The 23,984-nt window shown below is 73.2% G+C and carries 23 protein-coding genes; 13 read left to right on the top strand and 10 right to left on the bottom strand.

What is annotated here, in order from left to right; translation table 11 throughout:
- Nucleotides 1-109: 109 nt before the first annotated feature.
- From ABFY07_RS25325 to ABFY07_RS25365, 9 genes are all read left to right on the top strand, one after another.
- Nucleotides 110-907 (top strand): hypothetical protein, encoded by a 798-nt coding sequence (locus ABFY07_RS25325; protein ID WP_346176690.1) that lies wholly within the window; start codon nt 110-112, stop codon nt 905-907.
- A gap of 109 nt (nt 908-1,016) precedes the next feature.
- Nucleotides 1,017-1,766 carry a YcnI family copper-binding membrane protein gene (locus tag ABFY07_RS25330; RefSeq protein WP_346176754.1) on the top strand — a complete coding sequence of 250 codons (750 nt, stop codon included), beginning with the start codon at nt 1,017-1,019 and terminating at the stop codon, nt 1,764-1,766.
- 116 nt (nt 1,767-1,882) lie between these two features.
- Complete coding sequence (locus ABFY07_RS25335) at nt 1,883-2,554, top strand: SCO family protein (RefSeq protein ID WP_346176691.1); 672 nt, start codon at nt 1,883-1,885, stop codon at nt 2,552-2,554.
- Nucleotides 2,551-3,024 (top strand): copper chaperone PCu(A)C, encoded by a 474-nt coding sequence (locus tag ABFY07_RS25340; protein ID WP_346176692.1) that lies wholly within the window; start codon nt 2,551-2,553, stop codon nt 3,022-3,024. The genes ABFY07_RS25335 and ABFY07_RS25340 overlap by 4 nt, the downstream gene beginning before the upstream one ends.
- A 6-nt stretch (nt 3,025-3,030) precedes the next feature.
- Nucleotides 3,031-5,019, top strand: a complete 1,989-nt coding sequence (locus ABFY07_RS25345) for a copper resistance protein CopC (RefSeq protein ID WP_346176693.1) — start codon at nt 3,031-3,033, stop codon at nt 5,017-5,019.
- Nucleotides 5,016-6,269 carry an iron uptake transporter deferrochelatase/peroxidase subunit gene (efeB, locus tag ABFY07_RS25350; protein WP_346176694.1) on the top strand — a complete coding sequence of 418 codons (1,254 nt, stop codon included), beginning with the start codon at nt 5,016-5,018 and terminating at the stop codon, nt 6,267-6,269. The genes ABFY07_RS25345 and efeB overlap by 4 nt, the downstream gene beginning before the upstream one ends.
- A gap of 67 nt (nt 6,270-6,336) precedes the next feature.
- The gene (gene pheA, locus ABFY07_RS25355; protein WP_065961846.1) at nt 6,337-7,272 is read left to right on the top strand and encodes a prephenate dehydratase; all 936 of its coding nucleotides are present in this window, start codon (nt 6,337-6,339) and stop codon (nt 7,270-7,272) included.
- A gap of 605 nt (nt 7,273-7,877) precedes the next feature.
- Complete coding sequence (serS, locus tag ABFY07_RS25360) at nt 7,878-9,155, top strand: serine--tRNA ligase (protein ID WP_346176695.1); 1,278 nt, start codon at nt 7,878-7,880, stop codon at nt 9,153-9,155.
- Nucleotides 9,152-9,970 (top strand): Cof-type HAD-IIB family hydrolase, encoded by an 819-nt coding sequence (locus ABFY07_RS25365; RefSeq protein WP_346176696.1) that lies wholly within the window; start codon nt 9,152-9,154, stop codon nt 9,968-9,970. The genes serS and ABFY07_RS25365 overlap by 4 nt, the downstream gene beginning before the upstream one ends.
- Here ABFY07_RS25365 and ABFY07_RS25370 read toward each other — a convergent pair.
- Together ABFY07_RS25370 and ABFY07_RS25375 are read right to left on the bottom strand one after the other, a co-directional pair.
- Nucleotides 9,954-10,406, bottom strand: coding sequence for a phospholipase (locus ABFY07_RS25370; protein ID WP_346176697.1), 453 nt, complete (start codon nt 10,404-10,406; stop codon nt 9,954-9,956). The two genes, ABFY07_RS25365 and ABFY07_RS25370, sit on opposite strands and share 17 nt — an antisense overlap.
- A 214-nt stretch (nt 10,407-10,620) precedes the next feature.
- Nucleotides 10,621-11,643, bottom strand: coding sequence for an Lrp/AsnC family transcriptional regulator (locus ABFY07_RS25375; protein ID WP_346176698.1), 1,023 nt, complete (start codon nt 11,641-11,643; stop codon nt 10,621-10,623).
- A gap of 139 nt (nt 11,644-11,782) precedes the next feature.
- Here ABFY07_RS25375 and ABFY07_RS25380 point away from each other — a divergent pair, with 139 nt between their 5' ends.
- From ABFY07_RS25380 to ABFY07_RS25390, 3 genes are all read left to right on the top strand, one after another.
- On the top strand, nt 11,783-13,336 hold the full coding sequence (locus ABFY07_RS25380) for an MFS transporter (RefSeq protein ID WP_346176699.1): 1,554 nt from the start codon (nt 11,783-11,785) through the stop codon (nt 13,334-13,336).
- Nucleotides 13,337-13,521: 185 nt separating this feature from the next.
- Complete coding sequence (locus ABFY07_RS25385; protein WP_346176700.1) at nt 13,522-14,238, top strand: FadR/GntR family transcriptional regulator; 717 nt, start codon at nt 13,522-13,524, stop codon at nt 14,236-14,238.
- 72 nt (nt 14,239-14,310) lie between these two features.
- Nucleotides 14,311-15,648, top strand: coding sequence for a CynX/NimT family MFS transporter (locus ABFY07_RS25390; protein WP_346176701.1), 1,338 nt, complete (start codon nt 14,311-14,313; stop codon nt 15,646-15,648).
- An 85-nt stretch (nt 15,649-15,733) separates the two neighbouring features.
- Here the strand turns inward: ABFY07_RS25390 and ABFY07_RS25395 are convergent, their stop codons facing one another.
- The 7 genes from ABFY07_RS25395 to ABFY07_RS25425 form a co-directional block, all read right to left on the bottom strand.
- Complete coding sequence (locus ABFY07_RS25395; RefSeq protein WP_346176702.1) at nt 15,734-16,462, bottom strand: ABC transporter permease subunit; 729 nt, start codon at nt 16,460-16,462, stop codon at nt 15,734-15,736.
- A gap of 26 nt (nt 16,463-16,488) precedes the next feature.
- On the bottom strand, nt 16,489-17,415 hold the full coding sequence (locus ABFY07_RS25400) for an ABC transporter ATP-binding protein (RefSeq protein ID WP_346176703.1): 927 nt from the start codon (nt 17,413-17,415) through the stop codon (nt 16,489-16,491).
- Nucleotides 17,412-18,311, bottom strand: coding sequence for an ABC transporter permease subunit (locus tag ABFY07_RS25405; RefSeq protein WP_346176704.1), 900 nt, complete (start codon nt 18,309-18,311; stop codon nt 17,412-17,414). The genes ABFY07_RS25400 and ABFY07_RS25405 overlap by 4 nt, the downstream gene beginning before the upstream one ends.
- Nucleotides 18,301-19,278, bottom strand: a complete 978-nt coding sequence (locus ABFY07_RS25410) for an ABC transporter ATP-binding protein (RefSeq protein WP_076970921.1) — start codon at nt 19,276-19,278, stop codon at nt 18,301-18,303. Before ABFY07_RS25410 ends, ABFY07_RS25405 begins: the two co-directional genes overlap by 11 nt.
- A gap of 177 nt (nt 19,279-19,455) precedes the next feature.
- The gene (gene pspAB / locus ABFY07_RS25415; protein ID WP_346176705.1) at nt 19,456-20,049 is read right to left on the bottom strand and encodes a PspA-associated protein PspAB; all 594 of its coding nucleotides are present in this window, start codon (nt 20,047-20,049) and stop codon (nt 19,456-19,458) included.
- 5 nt (nt 20,050-20,054) lie between these two features.
- A complete protein-coding gene (htpX, locus tag ABFY07_RS25420) occupies nt 20,055-20,966 on the bottom strand; it encodes a zinc metalloprotease HtpX (protein WP_065961869.1) in 912 nt (303 codons plus the stop codon).
- Nucleotides 20,967-21,146: 180 nt separating this feature from the next.
- On the bottom strand, nt 21,147-22,055 hold the full coding sequence (locus ABFY07_RS25425) for an LLM class flavin-dependent oxidoreductase (protein WP_065961956.1): 909 nt from the start codon (nt 22,053-22,055) through the stop codon (nt 21,147-21,149).
- Nucleotides 22,056-22,146: 91 nt separating this feature from the next.
- Here ABFY07_RS25425 and ABFY07_RS25430 point away from each other — a divergent pair, with 91 nt between their 5' ends.
- Nucleotides 22,147-23,037, top strand: a complete 891-nt coding sequence (locus tag ABFY07_RS25430; RefSeq protein ID WP_346176706.1) for an HAD family hydrolase — start codon at nt 22,147-22,149, stop codon at nt 23,035-23,037.
- Between the two features lie 82 nt (nt 23,038-23,119).
- Here the strand turns inward: ABFY07_RS25430 and ABFY07_RS25435 are convergent, their stop codons facing one another.
- A complete protein-coding gene (locus tag ABFY07_RS25435) occupies nt 23,120-23,932 on the bottom strand; it encodes a hypothetical protein (protein WP_346176707.1) in 813 nt (270 codons plus the stop codon).
- Between the last annotated feature and the right edge of the window lie 52 nt (nt 23,933-23,984).

Here is a 23,984-nt window from a genome sequence, read left to right on the forward strand (position 1 = left end):
GGCGGAAGCGCGAGTTCCGCATAGCGGTGTATGGGGCTGTCCGGGTGTGCGGCGGTACGCCCCACCCGCCGTAGGGGAAACGCGGGTCCAGTGGGATGATGGCGCCGCCATGTCTGCCCCCCACGGCCGTGCCGGAGCCGATCTGCGGATGCTGCGGGCCGCGGTGTTCACCGCGGTCTGCGTCGTGCTGTCCGCGGGCGGGCACATGCTCGCCTCCTGCGCCACCGTGCCGCTGTGGACGGTGGGCGTGGCCTGTGCGGCGCTGTTCGCGCTGGTCACGCCGCTGGCCGGGCGGGAGCGGTCGCTGCCGGGAATCGCGGCGCTGCTGGGCGCCGGGCAGCTCGCGCTGCACGTCCTCTTCGCGCTCGGACAGCGCGCCACCCAGCAGCCGGCCATGGACCGGGCCCCGGGCACGGGCGGCCCCGAGGGCGGGGTGACGGCCCTGGCCGGGAGGCTGCTGTGCGGCTCCGGCCGCGTCCATCTGGACGCCGCCACGGCCCACCGGATCGTCACCCACGCCGGACTCGACCCCGCCGCGGCGGGGAGCACGCCCACCCCGGCGCCCCCGCACGCCGACGCCCTGCTGCCGTCGCTGCCGATGGTGCTCGGCCACCTGCTCGCCGCCCTCGCCGTCGGCTGGCTGCTGCGGCGCGGCGAGGTGGCCATGTGGCGGGCGGTGCGGCTGTCGGCGGACGGGGCGCGCGGAGTCGCGGAGGCCGCGCTCGTACGGGCCCTGCGCGCCGCCCTGCGGCTGGCGCGGGCGCTGCGCGCGGCGCTGGAAGAACCGCGCGGCGCGGCCGTGCGCCGGCCGCGCGCTCCGGAGGACGACGAGGGCGGGACCGAGCCCCTCGTACTCCAGCACAGTGTGATCAGGCGGGGACCGCCGCGCTTCGACCTCGCGGCCTGAGCGACGCGGCGCACTCCGGCGGGGCCGGGGGCGTGCGCGACGTCGCCGCACGCGCGTCACCCACCCACCCTGATCCATTCCTGCCATGGAGTGATGTGTCATGAACGCCATGCGTCTTCGCCGTCTTCCGGTCGTCGGCGGCATCGCCGCGTCAGCCCTGGTGCTGCTCGCCGCCTCCCCCGCCTTCGCGCACGTCAGCGTGCAGCCGGGCCAGGCCGAGCAGGGCACCTACAGCACCATCGCCTTCAAGGTGCCCAACGAGAAGGACGACGCCTCGACCGTCAAGCTGGAGGTCACCCTGCCCGCCGACCACCCGCTGGCCTCGGTGATGGCCCAGCCGGTGCCCGGCTGGGACGTGAAGCTCACCAAGACCAAGCTCGCCAAGCCGGTCGAGTCGCACGGCGAGAAGATCACGGAAGCGGTCACCAAGGTCACCTGGAGCGGCGGCAAGATCGAGCCGGGCACCTTCCAGCAGTTCCCGCTGTCGGTCGGCGAGCTGCCCCACGACACCGACCAGCTCGTCTTCAAGGCCCTCCAGACGTACGACGACAAGGAGGTCGTGCGCTGGATCGAGGCGCCCCAGGAGGGGCAGCCGGAGCCCGAGAACCCGGCGCCGGTGCTCAAGCTCGTCAAGCCGGCCCAGGACTCCGACAGCCACGGCTCCGCCGCCTCGGGTGACACGGACGGCGGCAGCGCCAAGAACGCCAAGGCCGACGGCACCGCCGAGAAGGCCGCGGCCGCCTCCGACGACGGCGACAGCAGCGACACCACCGCGCGCGTGCTGGGCATCGCGGGCATCGTCGTCGGCGCCGCCGGCATCGCCTTCGGCGTGCTGGCCGGCCGCCGCCGCAACGCCTGAGCCCTGACGCGAGGGGGAGTGGCGGGCCCGCGGGCCCGCCGCCCCCCGTATCACCGATCCACTCCGTACTTCCTTCCTGTACTTCCTTCCTGCACTTCCTTCGGAGAACGAACTCCATGCGCACCACATACCTGGGCGCGGCCCTCGTCACCGCCGCCGCGCTCACCCTCACCGCCTGCGGCGGCTCCGGCGACGGCGGCGGCGACGGCGACAAGGCCGAGCAGGCCGCCGAGGTCTCCGGCGGCAACACCAAGCCCGGCCACGCGATCGTCCTCGACCGCCCCAAGGCCAAGCCCGACCTGGTCCTGACCGACACCGACGGCAAGAAGTACGACCTGGTGAAGGAGACCGAGGGCCGGCCCACCCTGATCTACTTCGGCTACACCTACTGCCCGGACGTCTGCTCCCTGGTCATGAGCAACATCGGCATCGCCGAGAAGAAACTCCCCAAGGCCGAGCGCGACAAGCTCCAGGTCGTCTTCGTCACCACCGACCCCGCCCGGGACACCCCCAAGCGGATGCGCTCCTGGCTGGACGGCCAGGGCGGCAAGGACTTCGTCGGGCTGACCGGCGACTTCGACACCATCCAGGCCGCCGCGCGGCCGCTGGGCATCCTCGTCGAGAAGCCGAAGAAGGAGAAGGACGGCAGCATCACCGTCAACCACGGCGCCGAGGTGATCGGCTTCTCCCCCAAGGACGACAAGAACCACTGGATCTACACCACGGAGACCACGGCCGACCAGTACGCCAAGGACCTGCCGAAGCTCGTCAAGGGGCAGAACCCGTGACGGGGCCGGCGGCCGGCGCGCGGCGGACGGCCGCCGCCGCGCTCGGCCTGGCCCTGGCCGCCGCCCTCGCCGGCTGCGGCGGGGGCGGGGGCGGCGACGACCGCCCGGAGCTGTCGGTCAGCGGGGCGTACATGCCCCAGCCCCCGACACCCGACATGGCCGCGGGCTATGTGACGGTGACCAACAAGGGCGGCGCCGCCGACCGGCTGACCTCCGTCACCACCCCCCTGGCCGCCGAGGTCACCATGCACACCACCACCGGCACCCGGATGAAGCGGGTGGCGTCGCTGAAGGTCCCGGCGGACGGGGAGCTCCGGCTGGCCACCGGCGGAGATCATCTGATGCTGACAAACCTCACCCACAAGCCGAAGGTCGGTGACAAGGTCAGCTTCACCCTGCACTTCGCCTCCTCCGACCCCATCGAGATCAAGGTCCCGGTCGAGCCGACGACGTACCGCCCCAAGGACTGACACCCGATGACCACGCTGCCCCCCTCCGTGACCGCCAGGCGGGCCACCGGGCCCGCCGGCCGGCCGGCCCTCGGGCCGACCGCCAGGCGGCTGCTGTCGATCTGCGGTGCCCTGCTCACCGCGCTGCTGTGCGCGCTCAGCGTCGGCGCGTCCCCCGCGTCCGCGCACGCGGCGCTCACGGCGACGGACCCCGCCGACGGCGCGGTGGTCAAGACCGCGCCCTCACAGGTGCGGCTCACCTTCTCGGAGGGGGTGCTGCTCTCCCGCGACTCCGTCCGCGTCCTGGACCCGGACGGCAAGCGGGTGGACACCGGCGGCCCCGCCCATGTGGGCGGCCGGTCGTCGACCGCCGCCGTGGCGCTGCACTCCGGGCTGCCGGACGGCACCTTCACGGTGGCCTGGAAGGTGGTCTCGGAGGACAGTCACCCGGTCGCGGGGGCGTTCACCTTCTCCATCGGGGCGCCGTCCAAGACCAAGGCGAAGGTGCCCTCGGACGCGGGCCCCGACACCACGGTCGAGACGCTGTACGACATCGGGCGGTACGCCGCCTACGGCGGATTCGCGGCGCTCGTAGGCGGCTGTGTCTTCGCCGGGCTGTGCCGCTCCTCCCGACCGGTCCAGAAAGTCACCGTCGGCGGGTGGGTGACGCTGTTCTCCGCGACCCTGCTGCTGTTGCTGCTGCGCGGCCCGTACACCGACGGGAAGGGCATCGGCGGGGTCTTCGACCTCGGCGGGCTGGGTGACGTGCTGTCCACCAAGCCGGGCGCGGCGCTGCTGTCGCGGCTGCTGCTGCTCGGCGCGGCGGCGGTCTTCCTGGCCGTCCTCTTCGGCTCGTACGCGCGCCGCGCGGCCGACGCCGATCCGCGCCGGCGCCAGGACCTGGCGTTCGGGCTCGCCTTCGGCGGCACCGTCGTCTCGGTGGGCCTCGCGGCGACCTGGGCGATGGCCGAGCACGCCTCGGTCGGCATCCAGTCCGCGCTCGCGATGCCGGTCGACGTGGTCCACATGCTGGCCGTGGGGGTGTGGCTGGGCGGCCTGGGGGCGCTCGTGGCGACGCTGCGCGCGGGGGAGCCGATCGAACGGGCGGCCGTGCGCCGCTTCTCGCGGCTGGCCTTCGGCTCGGTCGTCGCCCTCGTCCTCACCGGCGTCTACCAGTCGTGGCGGCAGGTCGGCTCCTGGTCGGCGCTGACCGGCACGGACTACGGGCGCTGGCTGCTGGTCAAGATCGGCCTGGTGGGGGTGCTCCTCGCCATCGCGGCCGTCTCCCGCCGCTGGACGGCCCGTCTCGCGGACGGACCCGCCGACACGACCGACGACACGACCGAGGAGGCGACCGACGACACGACCGCCCAGGTGAACGAGGAGAGCGAGGAGGACGGCGAGAGCGGCCAGACCGCGGCCGAGCCCGCCGACCCCGTGCGCACCGCCCAGCTCGCCCGCCAGAAGGCGGCGGTCGCCAAGGCCACCACCCTGCGCAGGCGCTACGGCGACCTCGCGCGCGGCTCGCTCTACCGCTCCGTCGTGGCCGAGGCCATCGTGGCCGTGGTGCTGCTCGCCGTGGCCACCGTGCTCAGCGGGACCCAGCCCGGCCGGGCCGCGAGCGCGGGCGCGAAGGCCGGTGGCGCGATCGCGGAGACCACCCCGTCCGTCGACCCGATCAGCGTGGAGATCCCGTACGACACCGGGCCCAAGAGCGGCCGGGGCAAGGCGGTCTTCATGCTGGACCCGGCCCTCCCCGGCGACAACCTCGTCCACGTCTTCCTCTTCGACCGGGCCGACCGGCCGGTGGACGCGGAGGAGGTCAAGGTGTCCCTGACCCTCCCGAAGAAGAACCTCGGCCCGCTGCCGGTGGCCCTGGAGCACCTCTCCGCCGGCCACTGGAGCGCCAAGAGCTTCCAGCTGCCCATGGGCGGCACCTGGCGGCTCTCCCTGACCGTACGGACCTCCGACATCGACCAGGTGACGGAGACCAGGAACCTGAAGATCGGCCAATGAGCACGACCCCGAACACCCAGCCGGAACCCCTGTCCCCGATCTCCCGGCGCCGCCTGCTGGGCACGGCCGGCGCCGTCGGCGCCGCCGGGCTCGTCGCGGGCGGCGCGGCCGGGGCGTACGCCTCCGAGACGGCCCGCAGCGAGCCCGACCCGCTCAGCTCCCTCGGCTCGACCGCCGAGCCCTTCCACGGCGAGCACCAGGCGGGCATCACCACCCCCCTCCAGGCGCACGGCCACCTGGTCGCCCTCGACCTGGCGCCCGGCGCGGACCGCAAGGCGGCCGCCGCCCTGCTGCGCCGCTGGTCGAAGACGGCCGAGGAGCTGACGGCGGGCCGGGCCCCGGCGGACGACACGGGCATCGCGCTGGACGCGGGACCGGCGTCACTGACCGTCACCTTCGGCTTCGGCCGGACCTTCTTCGGCAAGGTGGGGCTGAAGGACCGGCTGCCCGAGGCGCTGGCGCCGCTCCCCGACTTCTCCGCGGACGCGCTCGACCCCAAGCGCAGCAACGGCGACCTGTGGCTGCAGATCGGCGCGAACGACGGACTGGTCGCCTTCCACGCGCTGCGCGCGCTGCAGCGCGAGGCGCGGGGGGCGGCCCGGGTGCGCTGGCAGATGAACGGCTTCAACCGCACGCCCGGAGCGACCTCCCGCCCCATGACCGCCCGCAACCTGATGGGGCAGATCGACGGCACCAACAACCCCAAGCCCACGGACGACGACTTCGACCAGCGGGTCTTCGTCCCCGCGAAGGGTCAGCCGGCGTGGATGGCGGGCGGCTCGTACGCGGTCGTGCGGCGGATCCGGATGCTCCTCGACTCCTGGGACCACCTCCCCCCGGAGCGGCAGGAGAAGGTGATCGGCCGCCGCAAGTCGGACGGCGCCCCGCTGTCCGGCGGCACCGAGACCACCCCGGTCCAGCTGGACAAGGTGAACGCGGACGGATCGCTGGCCATCGCCGGCGACGCGCACGTACGGGTCGCCGCGCCCGCCTCGAACCAGGGCGCGGCGATGCTGCGCCGCCCCTTCTCGTACCACGACGGCTTCCGGGAGGACGGCGCGCCGGACGCCGGGCTGCTGTTCATCGCCTGGCAGGCGGATCCGATGAAGGGGTTCGTGCCGGTGCAGCGGAAGCTGGACCGGGGCGACGGGCTGTCGCGCTTCCTGCGGCACGAGGCGAGCGCGCTGTTCGCGGTGCCGGGCGGCTGTGCTCCGGGGGAGTACGTCGGTCAGGCACTCTTGGAAGAGTGAACCGCCGCGCCTTCGGCCGGGCGCTGGGTATCGTGACGGTTCTCGTCCGTTCCAGGGAGTCAGCGTGATGTCGGCCAGCCGCTATACCTATCTCGGTCCCGAGGGCACCTTCACGGAGGCCGCCCTGCGGTCGCTGCCGGAGGCCGCCACCCGGGAGCTGACGCCCATGGTGTCGGTGCCGACGACGCTCGACGCCGTGCGGTCGGGGGCGGCGGCGGCCGCGCTGGTGCCCATCGAGAACTCGGTGGAGGGCGGGGTGACCGCCACGCTCGACGAGCTGGCCACCGGTGAGCCGCTGATGATCTACCGCGAGGTGCTGCTGCCGATCGCCTTCGCGCTGCTGGTGCGGCCGGGCACGAAGCTCACCGAGCTGAAGACGGTGACCGGTCATCCGGTGGCCCAGCCCCAGGTCAGGAAGTGGCTGGCGGCCAATCTCCCGGACGCCGTGTGGGAGTCGGCCGCCTCCAACGCGGACGGGGCGCGACTGGTGCAGGAGGGCCGCTACGACGGGGCGTTCGCCGGGGAGTTCGCGGCGCCGACGTACGGCCTGGAACCCCTGGTCACCGACATCCACGACGCGCAGAACGCGGCGACCCGCTTCGTGCTGGTCGGCCGCCCGGCGCGGCCCGCCGCCCGGACGGGTGCGGACAAGACGTCCGTGGTGATCTGGCTCGGCGCCGACCATCCGGGTGCGCTGCTGGAGCTGCTGCAGGAGTTCGCGGCGCGCGGCGTCAACCTGGTGCGCATCGAGTCACGCCCGACGGGTGAGGGCATCGGCCGTTACTTCTTCTCGGTGGACCTCGAGGGGCACATCACGGACCGCAGGGTCGGATCGGCCCTGATGGGGCTGAAGCGGATCTGCCCGAACGTGCGGTTCCTGGGCTCGTACCCGCGGGCCGGCGTCAAGCCGTCGGACATGTCCCCGCTGCGCCACGGGACCGCGGACGAGGACTTCGCGGCGGCGGACGAGTGGCTGGCCCGCTGCCAGGACGGCCGGGTCTGAGTCCTGCGGGCCCGGTGCCTGCGGGCCCGGTGCCTGCCGTCTTGGGGCCTCGGGCCCGGTGCCTGGCGTCTCGGGCCTCCGGCCCGACGGAGTTATCCACAGGCGCGGGGCGCGGGTTGGGGACAAGTCGACACATCAACCCGGCGTAATCGACACATCACCCAGCTCGCCCCAACCCGCCTACCGTCAGACACTCACCCTCACGTCATCACTTTTCTCCCGACCGACTCCCCGGAGTGAGCGAATCCCACCCGGAAGAGTGTGTGAACGAGGCTTGAGAGGGGAATCCTGCGCCGAGCACTTCGCGTACCAGATGATCAGCCCGACATCCACAGAACTCACACACAGCCTGTGGATAACCTGCGTCACCGCGCCCCGGCCTGTGGACAACGCGAAGGCCAACTCCCCGTTCGCACAAGGAAAGCCGGACACCGCGTCCGCCCCTGTGCCCCATTTCAGGGAATGCGCGCGCTTTCCCCGGCGATGCGCGAGCGCACACGGACAGGCCAATCCCCAGGAATGCCTATCACCACAAAAGTGAGCAAAGCGTGAGGCAAGGGAATATCGCGTCGAGCACCGGATGTGCACACCGGTAACCTGGTGACGTGATTGACCTTCGCCTGCTCCGTGAGGACCCCGACCGTGTGCGCGCCTCCCAGCGTGCCCGTGGAGAGGACGTCGCCCTTGTCGACGCGCTGCTCTCCGCCGACGAGCGGCGCAGGTCGTCCAGCGTCCGCTTCGACGAGCTGCGCGCCGAGCAGAAGGCGCTCGGCAAGCTCATCCCCAAGGCCTCCGGCGACGAGAAGGCGGAGCTGCTGAGGAAGGCGGGCGAGCTGTCCGCCGCGGTGAAGGCCGCCGACGCCGCGCAGGACGAGGCCGCTGAGGAGACCCAGCGGCTGCTGCTCCAGCTCGGCAATCTGGTCCACCCGGACGTGCCCATCGGCGGCGAGGACGACTTCGTCGTCCTGGAGACGGTCGGCACCCCGCGCGACTTCGCGGCCGAGGGCATCACCCCCAAGGACCACCTGGAGCTCGGCGAGCTACTCGGCGCCATCGACACCGAGCGCGGCGCCAAGGTGTCCGGCTCGCGCTTCTACTACCTGACGGGCGTCGGCGCCCTGCTCGAGCTGGCGCTGGTCAACGCGGCGATGGCGCAGGCCACCGCGGCGGGCTTCACCCCCGTCCTCACCCCGGCCCTGGTCAAGCCCAAGGCCATGGAGGGCACCGGCTTCCTCGGCCAGGCCGCGGACGACGTCTACCACCTCGACAAGGACGACCTCTTCCTGGTCGGCACCTCCGAGGTCCCGCTCGCCGCGTACCACATGGACGAGATCCTGGACGCGGCCGAGCTGCCGCGCCGCTACGCCGGGTTCTCCTCCTGCTTCCGCCGCGAGGCCGGCTCGTACGGCAAGGACACCCGCGGCATCTTCCGGGTGCACCAGTTCGACAAGGTCGAGATGTTCGTCTACACGACGCCGGAGGAGGCCGAGGCCGAGCACCAGCGGCTGCTGGAGTGGGAGAAGCAGTGGCTGACCTCTCTCGAGCTGCCCTTCCGGGTGGTCGATCTGGCCTCGGCCGACCTGGGCGCCTCGGCCACGCGGAAGTTCGACTGCGAGGCGTGGATCCCGACCCAGGGCAAGTACCGCGAGCTGACCTCGACCTCCAACACGACCGAGTTCCAGTCCCGGCGGCTGTCGATCCGGATGCGCGAGGACAAGCGGGTACGGCCGCTGGCGACGCTCAACGGCACGCTGTGCGCGGTCACGCGCACCATCGTCGCCCTGCTGGAGAACCACCAGCAGGCCGACGGGTCGGTGCGGGTGCCCGAGGTCCTGCGCCCCTACCTGGGCGGGCGTGAGGTCCTGGAGCCGGTCGCCCGATGAGTGAGCCGGCTCTCCCCTACCGGCTCATCGCCACCGATCTCGACGGGACCCTGCTGCGCGACGACCACACGGTCTCCGAGCGCACCCGGGCGGCGCTCGCCGCGGCCACCGCGGCGGGCGCGGCGCACATCGTGGTCACCGGGCGCACGGTGCCGGTGGCCCGGCGCATCCTCGACGACCTCGACTACCGGGGGCTCGCGGTGTGCGCGCAGGGCGCGCAGGTCTACCACGCGGGCGAGCACCGGCTGCTGACCTCGGTGACGCTGGACCGGCAGCTGGGCGCGCTGGCCCTGGAGAAGATCGAGTCGGAGGTCGGCCCGCTGTTCCTGGCCGTGGCCCGGGACGGCCTCGACGGCAAGGTGCTGTTCGGGCCCGGGTATCGGGTGCACCCCGCGGAGCGAGCGGCCCGGTCGCTCGACGACCGGGCCGACCTGTGGTCCGCCCCCGTCAGCAAGCTCTACATCCAGCACGCGCGGCTGGGCGACGACGAGCTGGCCGAGGCGGCGCGGGTGGCCGCGGGCGGCCTGGTGGGGGTGACCCTGGCGGGCGCGGGGCTGGTGGAGCTGTTGCCGCTGGGGCTGACCAAGGCGACGGGCCTGTCGCTGGCCGCCCGCCGCCTCGGGATGACCGCGGCCGACACCATCGCCTTCGGCGACATGCCCAACGACATAGCGATGCTCCAGTGGGCGGCCCACGGCGTGGCGATGGCCGGGGCGCACCCCGCGCTCAAGGCCGTCGCCGACGAGATCACCGCCTCCAACGGCGAGGACGGCATCGCCCTCGTGCTGGAGCGGCTGCTCAGCCCAGGGCCTTGACCGCCTGGTAGTACGTCCAGGCGGTGCTGTTGCAGGCGGTCTTCTTCGCCCCGCTGTAGGCGCCGCACACCCGCTTGAGGTCCTCGTAGAAGGCGCTGTCGAGGCGGGACTTGTTCGCGTCGAAGGCGCCGACGGCCTTGTAGTTGCGGTAGCCGAAGTCATGGCGGGCGCAGGCGGTCTGGAACGGGAAGCCGAAGGGGTTGTCGGGGGACTTGCTGCAGTAGTCCGTCGTCCAGTTGAACTGGTACGCGGACCAGGCGCCCTGGTTGTTGCGCGCCGCGAGCCAGGCGTTGTAGCTGCCGGCGCTCGTCTGGGTCCAGCTGGAGAGCACCTGCGACTTGTCCGCGGGTACCGCGGCGTGGGCGGGCCCGGAGAGGGCCACGGTGGCGGCTGCGGCGACCGCGGTGGCGGCGAGGCTCGTGGCAAGACGGCGCATCGGTTCCTCCGATGTCTCTGACGGCACTTCACATGAGGCCGTAGGTAAGGGAGATGGAGCGAGTACGAGGCGGTGCGCGTGGTGCACGCCAAGACTTCGGCAGGTCCCTGACAACCGTCAAGATTCATTGAGTCGTCTGCTTGAACAGAGTTCAACCACCGGGCTTTGGGAGATTCCTCCAAGTGACCGTGTGATCAGCGCATTTGGCCGAGTCTCAGGGGTCGCGCCGCGCCGGGCCGCGCGGCGACAGCAGCAGCGGGCCCGGGCCCTTGATCCGGCGGATCGTCGGGGAGGTCTCCATGCCCCGCACCCCCGGCAGCGCGGCGACCCGCGTGGTCAGATATTCGTACAGGGCCCCTACGTCCCGGCACACCACGATCGCCAGCAGATTGTGCGGCCCGGTGGTCGCACAGGCGAAGGCCACCTCGGGGTGCGCCCCCACCGCCTCCCCGGCGGCCGCGAGCTCGGCCGGGGGCACCGACAGCCACAGCACGGCCGTGGAGCCGTGGCCGAACAGCCGGGGGTGGTAGTCGACGTCGAAGTAGAGCGTGCCGTCGGAGCGCAGTTCGGCCAGGCGGCGGCGCACCGTCGACTGCGACCAGCCCGTGGCGGCCACCAACTCGGCCAGCCCCGCCCGCCCGTCGCGCGCCAGCACACCCAGCAGCCGCCGGTCGCCCTCGTCCAGCGCGACGGGAGGACCGGGCGGGCGGGGCGAGACGGGATGGGTCAGCCGCTCGATCTGCCGGGGCGTCAGCATGCCGGACTTGCTGACCAGGCCCTCCGGCCCGCCGAAGTACTCGTGGAGCACGCAGTGCGCGGCCACCCCCACCACCCGCGGGGTGCGGGGCAGCTTGCGCAGCAGCAGGGCGTCGCTGTCCTCGCCGGACGCCGCGCGCGTGATGGCGGCGATCTCGGTGCCACCGGACAGCAGGCTCACCCATGAGGTGTCGGGGCGGCGGGCCAGCGCCTCGGCCACCGAGACGGCCGCGTCCGGGGCGCACTGCACCCGCAGCAGCCAGACGACTTCGCCGAGCGCGACGGGGTCGGTGAGCCCCAGCACCCGGATCTTCCCCGCCGTGCGCAGCCGGGTGTAGCGGCGCGCCACGGTCTGGTCGGAGACGCCGAGCACATCGGCGATCCGGCTGAACGGGGCCCGGCCGTCGAGCTGGAGGGCCTGGACGAGCTGCCGGTCCAGGTCGTCGTGGGCCTCCTGGGTGAGCCGGGCGTCGGAATTCACCGCGAAAGGTTACCTCTTGTCGGATCACGCCACCCAAGCCGCGCTGGCTGGAAGAGATCGGGACGACTGACGACCGTGGACGTCACGGGGGGTACGGCGTCGGGCCGGGCCCCACTCGCTGTGGAACTCGGAGTTCGTCATGCGGAGCAAATGGTGGCCGCTCGCGGCCATCACCCTCGGCAATTTCATGCTGCTGATCGACGTCACGATCGTGAACACGGCCCTGCCCCAGATCGCGCACGGCCTCGATGCCTCGTTCACCTCCCTCCAGTGGGTGATGGACATCTACTCGCTGGCGCTCGCCGCCCTGCTGATGGCCGCCGGTTCGGCGGCCGACCTCTTCGGCAGGCGCCGGCTGTATCTGCTCGGGCTGGCCGTCTTCGCGCTCTCCTCGCTGGCCTGCGGACTGGCCCCGGACACCGGGGTGCTGATCGCCGCCCGCGGGGTGCAGGGCGTCGGGGCGGCGGCGATGTTCGCCACCAACACCCCGCTGTTGATGGCCACCTACACCGGCCGCGACCGCGGCGTCGCCTTCGGCGTGTGGGGCGGGACCAGCGGGGCGGCCGCGGCGGTCGGCCCGGTGCTTGGCGGGCTGCTGACCGAGTACGCCGACTGGCGGGCGATCTTCCTGGTCAATCTGCCGCTGACGGCGATCGCGATGTGGATCACGCTCCGTACGGTCGGCGAGTCGCGCGGCGCCGCCGGCGCGCGGATCGACTGGCCGGGCGCTGCGTCCTTCACGCTGTGCGCCGGCGCTCTGACGTACGGGCTGATGCGAGGCGGTGAGGAGGGCTGGTCCGAGGGCGGCACGGTCGCTTCGCTGGTGGCCTCCGTCCTCGCGCTGGTCGTCTTCGTCCTGGTGGAACGCCGGAAGCGGCAGCCGCTGCTGGATCTGGGGCTGATGCGCCGCCCCACCTTCGCGGTGCTGATGGCGGCGGCCCTGCTGCTGCAGGCGGCCGCCTTCCCGTACCTCACCTACGCGGGGATGTGGCTGCAGTCCGTCCTCGGCCTCAGCCCGGTGCAGGCCGGGCTCTCGGTGACCCCGATGGCGGGCATGGCACTGATCGTCGGAGCGGCCGGCGGGCGGGTGCTGGAACGCGTCGCTCCAGGGCGTGCGCTCGGCGGTGGGCTGCTGCTGGTGGGCGCGGGGGCGCTGGTCACCACCGCGCTGCTGACGGCGGATTCGGACTGGACGGCCTTCGTCCCCGGGCTGCTGCTGGCCGGGCTCGGCATCGGCCTGGCCATGCCGGTCCTGGTGTCCGCCGCGCTCGGGGCGGCCCCGCCGGAGCGCGCCGGGATGGCCAGCGGCGCCGTGAACACCTTCCGCCAGCTGGGGTACGCGCTCGGGATCGCCGTCCTCGGCACCGTGTTCGCGTCGCGGGTACGGGACGCCGTCGACGACAGCGGAGCCGTCCCGCAGCGCGCCGCCGGGCAGGCGGCCGACGCCATCAGCGGCGGCCACGCCGACGCGGTGATCACGGCCGCCCCGGCGGGGCGGGCGGCGGAGGCGAAGGCGCTGGTGCGGGAGTCCTTCGTGGCGGGGCTCGACCGCATCTGCCTGATATCCGGCGTCGCCGCGCTCGCGGCGGGCCTGCTGGTGCTGGCGGTCGTGCGCGGCGGGCCGGGCGCCCCGGCGAAGCCCGGCGCCCCGGCGGCCAAGGCCGTACCCCCGGCGGAGCCGGCCCGTACCTGAGCCGGACCCTCACCGGGCCGGGCCCTCATCGAACCGGGCCCTCACTGACTCAAACCGAACCTGGCCGGGGCCGCGCGGAACAGCGGCCCCGGCCACGGACGTACCCGCCGCCAAGGAAGGTGTACACTGCAAACAGATTTGTAGGATGACTGGGCAACCGGTCAGGGGCTTCGGAAGGGATGCGCATGGCGCTGCGGGCGGCGGGGCGGCAGTCCCTCGTGGACACGGTCGTCGAGCAGCTGCGCGCCCAGCTCACCGGCGGCGAGTGGAAGGTCGGCGACCGCGTCCCCACCGAGCACGCGCTCGCCGAGCAGCTCCAGGTCGGCCGGAACACCGTCCGCGAGGCGGTGCGGGTGCTCGTCCACGACGGGATGCTCCGGTCCCGGCAGGGCGAGGGCACCTTCGTGGTCTCCACCACCGACCCGGCCGCGGTGATGCGCGGGCTGCGGCGCGCCGGGATCCGCGACGTCCTGGAGCTGCGCGTCGCGCTGGAGGCGGAGGGCGCGCGGCTCGCCGCGCTGCGCCACCGCCCCGCCGACCTGACGCGGATGCGCGCGGCCCTGGCGGCCCAGGCGGCCCTGGAGGACGCCGCGGGGCAGCCGGACGCCGACCGCCATGAGCTGTACGCCGAGCACGACGTCGCGTTCCACACCGCCGTGGTCGACGCGGCGCACAACTCGGCGCTGAGCGCCACCTACGCCTGGTTCAGCAGGACCGTACGCGAGGCGCTGGTCACCGCGCTCGGCGACCGGGAGATGCCGCGCCTGGTGCCCGGCGACCACCAGGCCGTCGTGGACGCGATCGCCTCCGGGGACCCGGAAGCGGCCGAGGCGGCCGCGCGGGCCCTGCTCGAGGTGCCCAAACGCGCCGTGGAGGCGCTGCTCGCCGCGGACTCCGTCTGAAGCCCGGCCCCCACGCTCACCCACCCCCTCGTCACCCCCCCCATGCCCACGCACCCCCAGGAGGAGCGCTCCTTGTCACGCCCGCAGCTGCCGGAACCGCCGCTCACCCGCACCGGCCCCGAGCCCCCGCTGGTGGACGCCGAGACCGATCTGCGGCCCACCCCCGAGGTGGCCGCCGCGCGCCGCAGACTGCGGTCCCACCCCGCGCTCCTGCTGCTGGGCATCGTGCTGGCGTCGGTCAACATGCGGGCCGCGCTGGCCGGGGTCTCCCCGCTGCTCGGTGAGATCAGCGACCACTACGGCCTGTCCGCCACGACCGGCAGCCTGGTGACGACCATCCCGCTCGTCTTCATGGGCCTCGCCTCGCCGCTGGCGCCCCGGCTCGCCCGCCGCTGGGGCACGGAGGCGGTCCTGCTGGCCGCGCTGGTGCTGCTGTGCGGCGGCGTGCTGCTGCGCGTCGCGCCGCCGCTCGTCGCCCTCTTCGCGGGCGGCGCGCTGGTCGGCAGCGGGATCGCCCTGCTCAACGTGCTGATGCCGGGGCTGATCAAGCGGGACTTCCCGCACCGGGCCGCCGGGATGACCGCCCTCTACACCACCGCGATGATCGGCGGCGCCACGCTCTCCGCGGCGGCCGCCGTGCCGCTGGAGAACGCGCTGGGCGGCTGGCGCGGCTCGCTCGCCTCCTGGTCGCTGCCGGCCGCGGTCGCCGCGGCGGCCTGGCTCCCGCAGGCCCTGCTCGCCCGCCGCGGCACCCGCCACGGCCAGGCGGCGGCCGTGCCCGTACGGACCGCGACCGCGACCGCGCCGACGGCCGGGCCCGAGTCCGGGCGCGGGCGTGGCCTGGCGCGCTCGCCGCTGGCCTGGCAGGTCACCCTCTTCATGGGCCTCCAGTCGCTGATCGCGTACGTCACCATCGCCTGGATGCCGACGATCCTCACCGACGACGGCATGAGCAAGGGCGCCGCCGGTCTGGTCTTCGCCTTCAGCACGCTGGTCCAGATGGCCGGTTCGTTCCTGGTGCCGCTGCTCGCCGGGCGGATGCGGAGCCAGCGGCTGCTGGCCGTCGCGGTCGCGGTGCTGATGGCCTCGGGCATCGCCGGGCTGCTGGTCGCCCCGGCGGGCGGGGCCTGGCTGTGGGCGGCCCTGATCGGGGTCGGGCAGGGCGGCTCGGTGGGCCTGGCGCTGACGATGATGGTGCTGCGCACCTCGGACGCGCACACCTCGGCCCGGCTGTCCGGGATGGCGCAGACGTGGGGTTATCTGCTCGCCGCGGCCGGTCCGCTGGTGCTCGGCGCGGTGCACCAGGCGACGGGCGGCTGGGCGCTGCCGATCGGGCTGATGCTCGCGGTGTGCGCGGCGCTCGCGCTGCTGGGCCTGGGCGCGGGCCGCGACCGCGTGATCCGCCCGTAGCCCCCGGCCCGTAACCCGGAACCCATTGCCCGTGGCCCGGAACCCGGAGAACTCACAGGGCCCGGCGCCCCTGGGCCCCCTTGGGTCACTCTTCTCCCGCGAGCGTCAGGCCGCGCAGCTTCCGCCCCGCGTACCAGGTCGCGGCCACGGTCACGGCGGTCAGCAGCACCACGGCGGCGGGCAGCCCGACCTCGGAGGAGACCGCCCCGCTGTCGGCGACCTTCTGGGCGAGCGCGAGCGCCCACTGCTGGACGCTGAGCACGCGGGCCCCGGGGACCAGGCTGCCGAAGAGCGACTCCCACACCAGGGCGTAGACCAGGCCCACGATCACCGCGTGCCGGGTGACGGTGCCCAGCAGCAGGAACATCGCGCTGTAGGCGACCGAGGCGACGGCTGCGGCGACGGCGTAGGCGACGGCCAGCTGTTGGCCGTTCCCGTTGAGGACGAAGCCCGCGAGCAGGGTGGGCACCGCCGAGAAGACGACGGTGACCCCGGTCGCGACGACGAACTTGGTCAGGATGATCGTCGGCCGCTTGACGGGCTTGGCCAGCAGGTAGACGACCGAGCCGTCGTCGATCTCCGGGCCGATCGCGCCCGTCCCGGCGATCACCCCGATCAGCGGGACCATCGTGGCGAGCGCGAAGCCGCCCAGGACGGCGTCGGCGGTCTGGTCGTCGGCGCCGGACAGGACCCGTACGGCCACCGCGATGACCAGCAGCAGCCCTGGCAGGGTGAACAGGATCAGCGCCCGGCGGCGGCCGAGCAGGGCCCGGTAGGTGAGCCGGGCGACGGTGGGGTGGTAGAGCGAGGACATCGCTTCCAGGGCTCCTTTCCGGCCGCTCAGGCCGCGACGAGGTAGGAGAAGACGCTCTCCAGGGACTCGTCGGAGGGCGAGACCGTGAGGAGCCGGATGCCCAGGTCGCGGGCGACCCGGGGCAGCAGTTCGGTGAAGCGGGCGAAGTCGACCGCCTGGATGTGCAGCCCGGCCTCGGGGCCGCCGCTCGCGTCCACCTCGATGCCCGCGGTGGAGTGGTCGGCGATGAGGGCGGCGGCGAGCGCGCGGTCGTCGCTGGAGCGCACCAGATAGCGGTGCGGCCGGTCGGTCATCAGGCGGCGGATCTTGCGGAAGTCCCCGGAGGCCGCGTGCCGGCCGGCGACGATCACCTCGATGTGCGCGGCGAGCTGCTCCACCTCCTCCAGGATGTGCGAGGAGAACAGGACGGTACGGCCCTCGTCCCCCATCCGCCGCAGCAGCTCCATGAGTTGCATCCGCTGGCGCGGGTCCATGCCGTTGAACGGCTCGTCGAGCAGCAGCACCGACGGTTCGTGGACGAGCGCGGAGGCCATCTTCACCCGCTGGCGCATGCCCTTGCTGTACGTGGCGATCCGGCGGGAGCCCGCGAAGTCCATCTCGACCGTCTCCAGCGCCTTGCGGGCGGCGGCGCGGGGATCGGGCAGGCCGTGCAGCTCGGCGTTGGCGATGACGAACTCGCGGCCGGTGAGGAAGTCGTACATCCCCTCGCGCTCGGGGACGAGGCCGATCCGGCGGTACGCCTGCTCATTGCGCCAGATGGTGGCGCCGTCCAGGGTGACGGTTCCGGTGGAGGGCGCCAGGAAGCCGCCCATCATGCTGATGAGGGTGGACTTGCCCGCGCCGTTGGGGCCGAGCAGGCCGGTGACACCGGGGCCGATCGTCATGGTCACGTCGTTGACGGCCACGACATTCCCGAACCAGCGGGAGACGTTGTCGATGGCGATCGTGGTCACAGCCCGACCTTTCGGTAGCGGCGCAGGAGCAGGCCGTAGGAGCCGGCGATCAGGCCGAGGAGGACGAGGAGGTAGACGAGCCCGGCCCCGGTGCCGGGGCCGTATCCGCCGGGGAAGGCGGAGGAGGCGCCGAGGAAGGCCGTCTGCACGCCGTCGATGACGGTGATCGGCGAGAACAGCCCGATCCAGCTGACCGCCCCGGTGTTGGCCTGGTCGTACGCGATGGCCTGGAGGGTGGAGACCGCTCCGTAGGAGATGGTCAGCACGGCGATGACGGCCGCGACGCCGAAGCCCCGGCGCGGGGTGAGCGCGGCGATGACCAGGCTGATGCCGGCGAAGAGGAGCGAGAGCAGAAGCACGGAGACCAGTCCTTGCGCGAAGGACTTCGTCTGGTCGGCGAAGTCCAGCTTGGCGAGCAGGGCACCCGCGTACATGATCACCAGCGGCGCGGCGGTGAGGGCGAAGAGCGCGGACGCCATGGCGGCGAACTTGGCCGTCACGTAGTCCACCGCCTCTATGGGGCGGGAGAAGTACAGCGGGATCGTCTTGAAGCGCAGGTCCCGGGAGACGGACTGGGGGGCCTGGGCCGCGGTGTACAGGCCGATGACGGCCTGCATGATGATCGCGTACCGCGTGTACTGGACGGGGAGCTGGTCGCCCTTGGTCACCACGGTCACGGAGACCAGGATGATGGCGGGCACGCACATCACGGCGGCGAGCAGCATCGGCGCGACCTTCGACCTGGCCGAGCGGCCGAGGCCGTAGGCGCCGCGCAGGCTCTGCGAGAACAGCGAGCGGCGGGCGTAGGCGCGGCCCAGGCGCGGGCCGTCGTAGTGGCGGTAGCCGATGTTGTGGATGACGTCGGCGCGCTGCTGGGTCGTGGTCTCAGGCGGCATCGGCGGCACCTCCGCTTCCGTTCTCGTCGTCGCGGAAGATCTCCGCGATCCGGTGGCGGCGCTGCTCCATGCGGATCAGGCCGAGGCCGAGCCGGGCGATGGCGTCCCGCACCGTGTCGTACGTCTCGTCGCCGGCCACGTCCACGAGCAGCACGTGCTCGGAGGCGGGCGCCCCGTCGCCGGCGCGGCTCGCGGGCTGGACCTCGAGCCCGGCCTCGGCCAGGGCGGCGCGCAGCGCGGCCGTGCCGTCCGGATGCGCGGCGGTGTCGGTCACCTCGATCGCGAGCGAGGCCGTGGCCTGGGTGAAGTCGCGGGTGGAGCTGGAGCGCAGCAGCCGGCCGCCGTCGATGACGACGACGTGGTCGCAGGTCCGCTCCAGCTCGCCCAGCAGATGCGAGGTGACCAGGACCGAGATGCCGAAGTCGGTGTGGACCCGGCGGATCAGGCCGAGCATCTCGTCGCGGCCGGCCGGGTCGAGGCCGTTGGTGGGCTCGTCGAGGAGGACCAGCCGCGGGTCGTGGACCAGCGCCTGGGCGAGCTTGACGCGCTGCTTCATGCCGGTGGAGTAGCCGCCCATGGGACGGTACCGCTCCTCGTACAGCCCCACGTGGCGCAGGGTGTCGGCGGTCCGCTCGCGGGCGGCGGTGGGCGGCAGGCCGGACATGCGCGCCATGTGGACGACGAACTCGGTCGCCGAGACGTCGGGCGGCAGGCAGTCGTGCTCGGGCATGTAGCCGACCTGCTCGCGGATGGCGCTGCCGTCGGTGGCCACGTCGAGGCCCAGGACGGTGGCGCGCCCCTCGCTCGCGGGGGACAGCCCCAGCAGGATCTTGATCAGGGTGGACTTGCCGGCCCCGTTGGCACCTACCAGGCCGGTGACGCCCGGCGTGATGTCGACGGAGAGCCGGTCGAGCGCGGTGACCCGGGGGAACCGCTTGCTCAGGCTTTCGGTGGCGATCACAGTCACAGTTCGACCGTAGTGGCGAGGACCACACCGCACGTCAGTCCAGACGGCTGGATTTCCCTAGTCCTCCGGTCTGACGACCCCGTAAGGGGCGGCACTTTCGGCAGGGTCCGGCTGTTCAGGGGCGGCACTTTCGGGAGGGCCGGCTGCGCGGGTCAGCGGTGCTGTACGGGCCGGCGCTCATGATGCTCGCAGCCCCGGCGCCCCCCATACCGGGAACCAGCGGCCCAGGTCCTCCTCCACCCGCAGATCGTCGGCGAGCAGCCCCCGCGCCTGGAGCTCGAGGGCGTTGTTCCGCCTCTCCCCGCCGCCGGGAAGCGGCGCGAAGGGGTAGAACGTGCCGCGCTTGTAGAGGTACACCAGCGCCAGCGGCCGGGCCTCCGCGTCCTGGAAGCCGACCAGCGAGCACAACAGCTGGGGGCCGAAACCGGCCTCCTGGAGCAGGGTGTTGACCGCGTGCAGATCGCTCACCAGCGCCGCCAGGTCGGCCGGCGGCTGCCGGGCCAGCAGCCAGGTGTAGCCGTATCCGTCCCGGCTGAACTCGACGGGCGCCCCGCCGCGTTCGGTGTCCGCGTCCAGCAGGGCCCGCACCTCCTCCTGGATCCGGTCGAAGGCCCCGCCCTCGACGCTCGCGAAGCACACCGAGCCCAGCCCCGTGGGGGTGAACCCGGCCCCGGCCTCCAGCGTGACCGCCGCCGACGGCAGCGCGAAGAGCTGGTCGAGGTCGGGGCGGGCGGGCTTGCTGCGGCCGAGTACGGCGTCCCAGAACCCCATGGCGCTCAGCCCCTCCCTTCCTGGCCGAGCTGGGCGGCGACACGGGCCAGCTGGTCGAGTCGCCGCTCCAGCGGGGGGTGGGAGGCGAGCAGGCTGCTCAGGCTCTGCCCGCTCAGCGCCGGGGCGAAGTAGAAGGCGTTGAACGGCTCCGCGTGGCGCAGGTCGCGCGTGGGTATTCGGGCCATCTGCCCGGTCACCTTGGTCAGCGCGGCGGCCAGCGCCGAGGGGCGGCCGGTCAGCAGCGCGCCGGCGCGGTCGGCGCTGAGCTCCCGATAGCGGGACAGCAGCCGGGTGAGCAGGAAGCTGATCACATAGACGACGGCGCTCACCAGCGGGATGATCAGCACCGCTATGGCGGTGTTGCTGTCCCGGCTGTTGCGGCTGGTCAGGCCGCCCCAGAGGGCGACGCGGGTCAGCATCCCGGCCAGCACGCCCAGGAACGAGGCTATGGTCATGACCGCCACGTCCCGGTGGGCCACATGGGAGAGCTCGTGCGCGAGCACGCCCTCCAGTTCCTCCGGCTCCAGCCGGCGCAGCAGCCCCGTGGTCGCGCACACCATCGCGTTGCGCTGGTTGCGACCGGTCGCGAAGGCGTTGGGCACGTCCGTGTCGGCGATGGCCACCTTCGGCTTGGGCATGTCGGCGAGCGCACACAGCCGGTCCACCGCGCCGTGCAGCTCGGGCGCCTGCTCCGGGGTGACCTCCCGGGCGCCCATGGAGAACGCCGCGATCCGGTCGCTGAACCAGAACTGCGCCACGAACAGCCCGCCCGCGATCAGCAGGATCAGCGGCCAGGCCCCGCGCAGCAGGGCCAGCAGCACGCCGACGAAGACCACGTAGAGCAGCCCGATGAAGAACATCGTGGTCACCATGCGGGTGGTCAGGCCCCGGTCGGGGGCGTATCGGGTACGGGGCATGGGTGCCTCCCAGCGAAGGTGGCGTCCGGCCGGTGGTGTGCCGCCGGAATCTCTACACCCGATTCTGCGCCTAACGACCGTATTGCCGGATTAAACGCGCCTTGCCCCGACAAAACCTTTCACATAAGAGTGAAGGCTTTTGATCCATTCGCCCTATCCGGAGTTGCGGGACGCCCCGGGTCAGCCGCTGAGCTGGGCCAGGGCGTCCGTGGCGATCTTCTCGAAAACGGCCAGGTCCGCCGCGAAGACCGAGTCGGGGATCGGCCAGTGCAGCACGATCTCGTCCACGCCCAGCCGCGCGTGCTCGCCCGCGAAGTCCACGAACGCGTCGAGGGAGGACAGCGGCCGCCCGGGGTCCGGGGTGAAGCCGGTGAGCAGGATCTTGTCCAGCTCCGCGACGTCCCGCCCGGACTCGGCGCACGCCTCGCCCAGCCGGGAGATCTGCCGGCCGATGGCGGCCACCGACTCGGCCGGCGTCCCCGTCTCGTAGATCTTCGGGTCGCCCGTGGTCACCCACGCCTGCCCGTACCGCGCCGCGAGCCGCAGCCCGCGCGGGCCGGTGGCGGCGACGGCGAAGGGCAGCCGGGGCCGCTGGACGCAGCCGGGGATGTTGCGCGCCTCCCGGGCGCTGTAGTAGCGGCCCTCGTACGTCACCGCGTCCTCGGTCAGCAGCCGGTCCAGCAGCGCCACGAACTCGCCGAAGCGGTCGGCCCGCTCGCGCGGCGTCCACGCCTCCTCCGCGCCGCGCAGCAGCGCCGTCGCGTCGAAGCCGGAGCCGCCCGCCCCGATGCCCAGCGTGACCCGGCCGCCCGAGACGTCGTCCAGGGAGATCAGCTCCTTGGCGAGGGTCACGGGGTGGCGGAAGTTGGGGGAGGTGACCAGGGTGCCAAGACGCAGCCGGGAGGTCGCCGCGGCCGCCGCCGTGAGCGTGGGGACCGCCCCGAACCAGGGCCCGTCACGGAAGGTTCGCCACGACAGGTGGTCATAGGTGTACGCGGCGTGGAAACCGAGCTGCTCGGCGCGCTGCCACACCTCCCGGCCACCCTCGGACCAGCGGCGTACGGGCAGGATCACGGTGCTCAGTCGCATGCCCTCGAGCTTAGGGGGTGCCTTGTGGATCAGGCTGGGCTCCCGACGTCGCGGGCCCCGTCGGGCACTCCTGCCCGGCATATGCGGGAGGATGGTTGTCGTGACTCCAGCAACCGAGCAGTCCGAGACCCCGGCCGCAGACAGATCCGTACCCGCCCTTTTCCGGCCCCGGCTGATCGCCACCGACCTCGACGGCACCCTGTTGCGCAACGACAAGACGGTCTCGGACCGCACCGTCGCCGCCCTCGCCGCGGCGGAGCGGGCGGGCATCGAGGTCTTCTTCGTGACCGGCCGGCCTGCCCGCTGGATGGACGTCGTCAGCGCCCATGTGCACGGCCACGGCCTGGCCATCTGCGCGAACGGCGCGGCCGTCGTCGATCTGCACGACGGCGGGCGGCTGATCGAGACCTGCCCGCTGCCCGACCATCAGGCCCTCGCCGCCGTGGAGGCCCTGCGCCATGCGGCCCCCGGCACCTCCTTCGCGGTCGAGCGCACCGGCGGGATCTGCTACGAGCCGGAATACCCCCCCTTCCACCGCGACCCGAGCGCGATCATCGCCCCCGCCGAGAAGCTGCTGGCCGAAGGCGGCGAGCACGACGGCACACCGGTCCTCAAGCTGCTCGCCCACCACCCCGCGCTGGCGCCCGACGCCTTCCTGGACCTGGGCCGCGCGGCGGCCGGCGCCCACGGCGACTTCACCCGCTCCAGCCCCACCGCCCTGCTGGAGATCAGCGGGCTCGGGGTGAGCAAGGCCAGCACCCTGGCCCGGTGCTGCGCCCAGCGGGGCATCGCCCCCGAGGAGGTCGTGGCGTTCGGCGACATGCCCAATGACCTGGACATGCTGGCCTGGGCCGGCACCTCGTACGCGATGGCCAACGCCCACCCGCACGTGCTGGGGTCGACCACCCACCGCACCGTCAGCAATGAGGAGGACGGGGTCGCGGCCGCCATCGAGCGGATCCTGGAGCGGCTGGAGGGCTGAGTCCGGAGCAGTGGAACCGCCCCCCGGCCGGGTCGGCCGGGGGGCGGTTCCGCGAGCCCGGAATCGGTATGACCTGTCGGTATCACCAGAAGATGACGACGTATCCGTCGCCCCCGGGGCCGCCCGCCGTGCCGGGCGCACCGGCCGCGCCGCCCGGGCCGCCGTTGCCGCCCTCGCCCCTGATCCCGGGCGGGTCGACGATGCCGTCGACCCCTTCGCCGCCCCCGTCCCCGGTGGTTCCGCTGTCACCGGTCCGGACCGCGCCGCCCGTGGAGCAGGTACCGGTGCCGCCGGGGCCACCCGCGCCGTTGGTGCCGTTGGCGGCGCCGACGCCGGGGCCGCCGCCCGTGCCGCCGCCACCGCCGGTGGCGTTGAGCAGGACACCGGCGCCGTCCGTCACGTTCGTGTTGCCACCGCCACCGCCGCCTCCGGTGCCACCGGCGGTGGCGATGGGACCTGCGGTACCGCCGGCGCCGCCGGTCCCCAGGTGCACGGTGTAGCTCTGGGTGGACTGGACCGGGATGACGCACCAGGTGAACCCACCGGCGCCACCGCCACCGCCGTTGCCGCCGACGCCGGTACCGGTAGGCGTGGCCCCGCCACCACCACCGCCGCCGCCACCGCCGGCGCCCCACGCCTGGACGTGCACCGAGGTGACGCCCGGGGGAGGCGTGAAGGTCCCGTTCGCGGTGAACTCCCGCACCCCGTGCAGCACGGTCGGGTACTGCGGAGGCCTGGGGGGCCGGGGGCCGCCGCCCAGGGGGCTCTCGTCCGCGATGGCGGTGGGGGCCGAGGTCAACAGCTGACTGCTCAGGGCCGCCGCCGTCACGACGGCGGCGAAGAGGGCCCGGTAGCGCGTCCGGGATCGTTTGGGGGTTGCGCTCTGGCTGTTCACGTGATGACTTCCTTCCCCGCGTCGGGCCAACAACTGTCGCGGAGTGCGATGG

The sequence above is a fragment of the Streptomyces sparsogenes subsp. cuspidosporus genome (assembly GCF_039532705.1).
Classification (GTDB): Bacteria; Actinomycetota; Actinomycetes; order Streptomycetales; family Streptomycetaceae; genus Streptomyces; species Streptomyces sparsogenes.

Coding starts and splice junctions, on each gene's coding strand:
- ABFY07_RS25395 (WP_346176702.1), bottom strand. CDS start 16,462: ATGTCCTCGCTCTACCACCCCACCGTCGCCCGGCTCACCTACCGGGCC.
- ABFY07_RS25430 (WP_346176706.1), top strand. CDS start 22,147: ATGGTTGTCGTGACTCCAGCAACCGAGCAGTCCGAGACCCCGGCCGCA.
- ABFY07_RS25330 (WP_346176754.1), top strand. CDS start 1,017: ATGCGTCTTCGCCGTCTTCCGGTCGTCGGCGGCATCGCCGCGTCAGCC.
- ABFY07_RS25405 (WP_346176704.1), bottom strand. CDS start 18,311: ATGCCGCCTGAGACCACGACCCAGCAGCGCGCCGACGTCATCCACAAC.
- ABFY07_RS25425 (WP_065961956.1), bottom strand. CDS start 22,055: ATGCGACTGAGCACCGTGATCCTGCCCGTACGCCGCTGGTCCGAGGGT.
- ABFY07_RS25365 (WP_346176696.1), top strand. CDS start 9,152: ATGAGTGAGCCGGCTCTCCCCTACCGGCTCATCGCCACCGATCTCGAC.
- ABFY07_RS25385 (WP_346176700.1), top strand. CDS start 13,522: ATGGCGCTGCGGGCGGCGGGGCGGCAGTCCCTCGTGGACACGGTCGTC.
- pspAB (WP_346176705.1), bottom strand. CDS start 20,049: ATGGGGTTCTGGGACGCCGTACTCGGCCGCAGCAAGCCCGCCCGCCCC.
- ABFY07_RS25345 (WP_346176693.1), top strand. CDS start 3,031: ATGACCACGCTGCCCCCCTCCGTGACCGCCAGGCGGGCCACCGGGCCC.
- pheA (WP_065961846.1), top strand. CDS start 6,337: ATGTCGGCCAGCCGCTATACCTATCTCGGTCCCGAGGGCACCTTCACG.
- ABFY07_RS25370 (WP_346176697.1), bottom strand. CDS start 10,406: ATGCGCCGTCTTGCCACGAGCCTCGCCGCCACCGCGGTCGCCGCAGCC.
- ABFY07_RS25335 (WP_346176691.1), top strand. CDS start 1,883: ATGCGCACCACATACCTGGGCGCGGCCCTCGTCACCGCCGCCGCGCTC.
- ABFY07_RS25380 (WP_346176699.1), top strand. CDS start 11,783: ATGCGGAGCAAATGGTGGCCGCTCGCGGCCATCACCCTCGGCAATTTC.
- efeB (WP_346176694.1), top strand. CDS start 5,016: ATGAGCACGACCCCGAACACCCAGCCGGAACCCCTGTCCCCGATCTCC.
- ABFY07_RS25325 (WP_346176690.1), top strand. CDS start 110: ATGTCTGCCCCCCACGGCCGTGCCGGAGCCGATCTGCGGATGCTGCGG.
- htpX (WP_065961869.1), bottom strand. CDS start 20,966: ATGCCCCGTACCCGATACGCCCCCGACCGGGGCCTGACCACCCGCATG.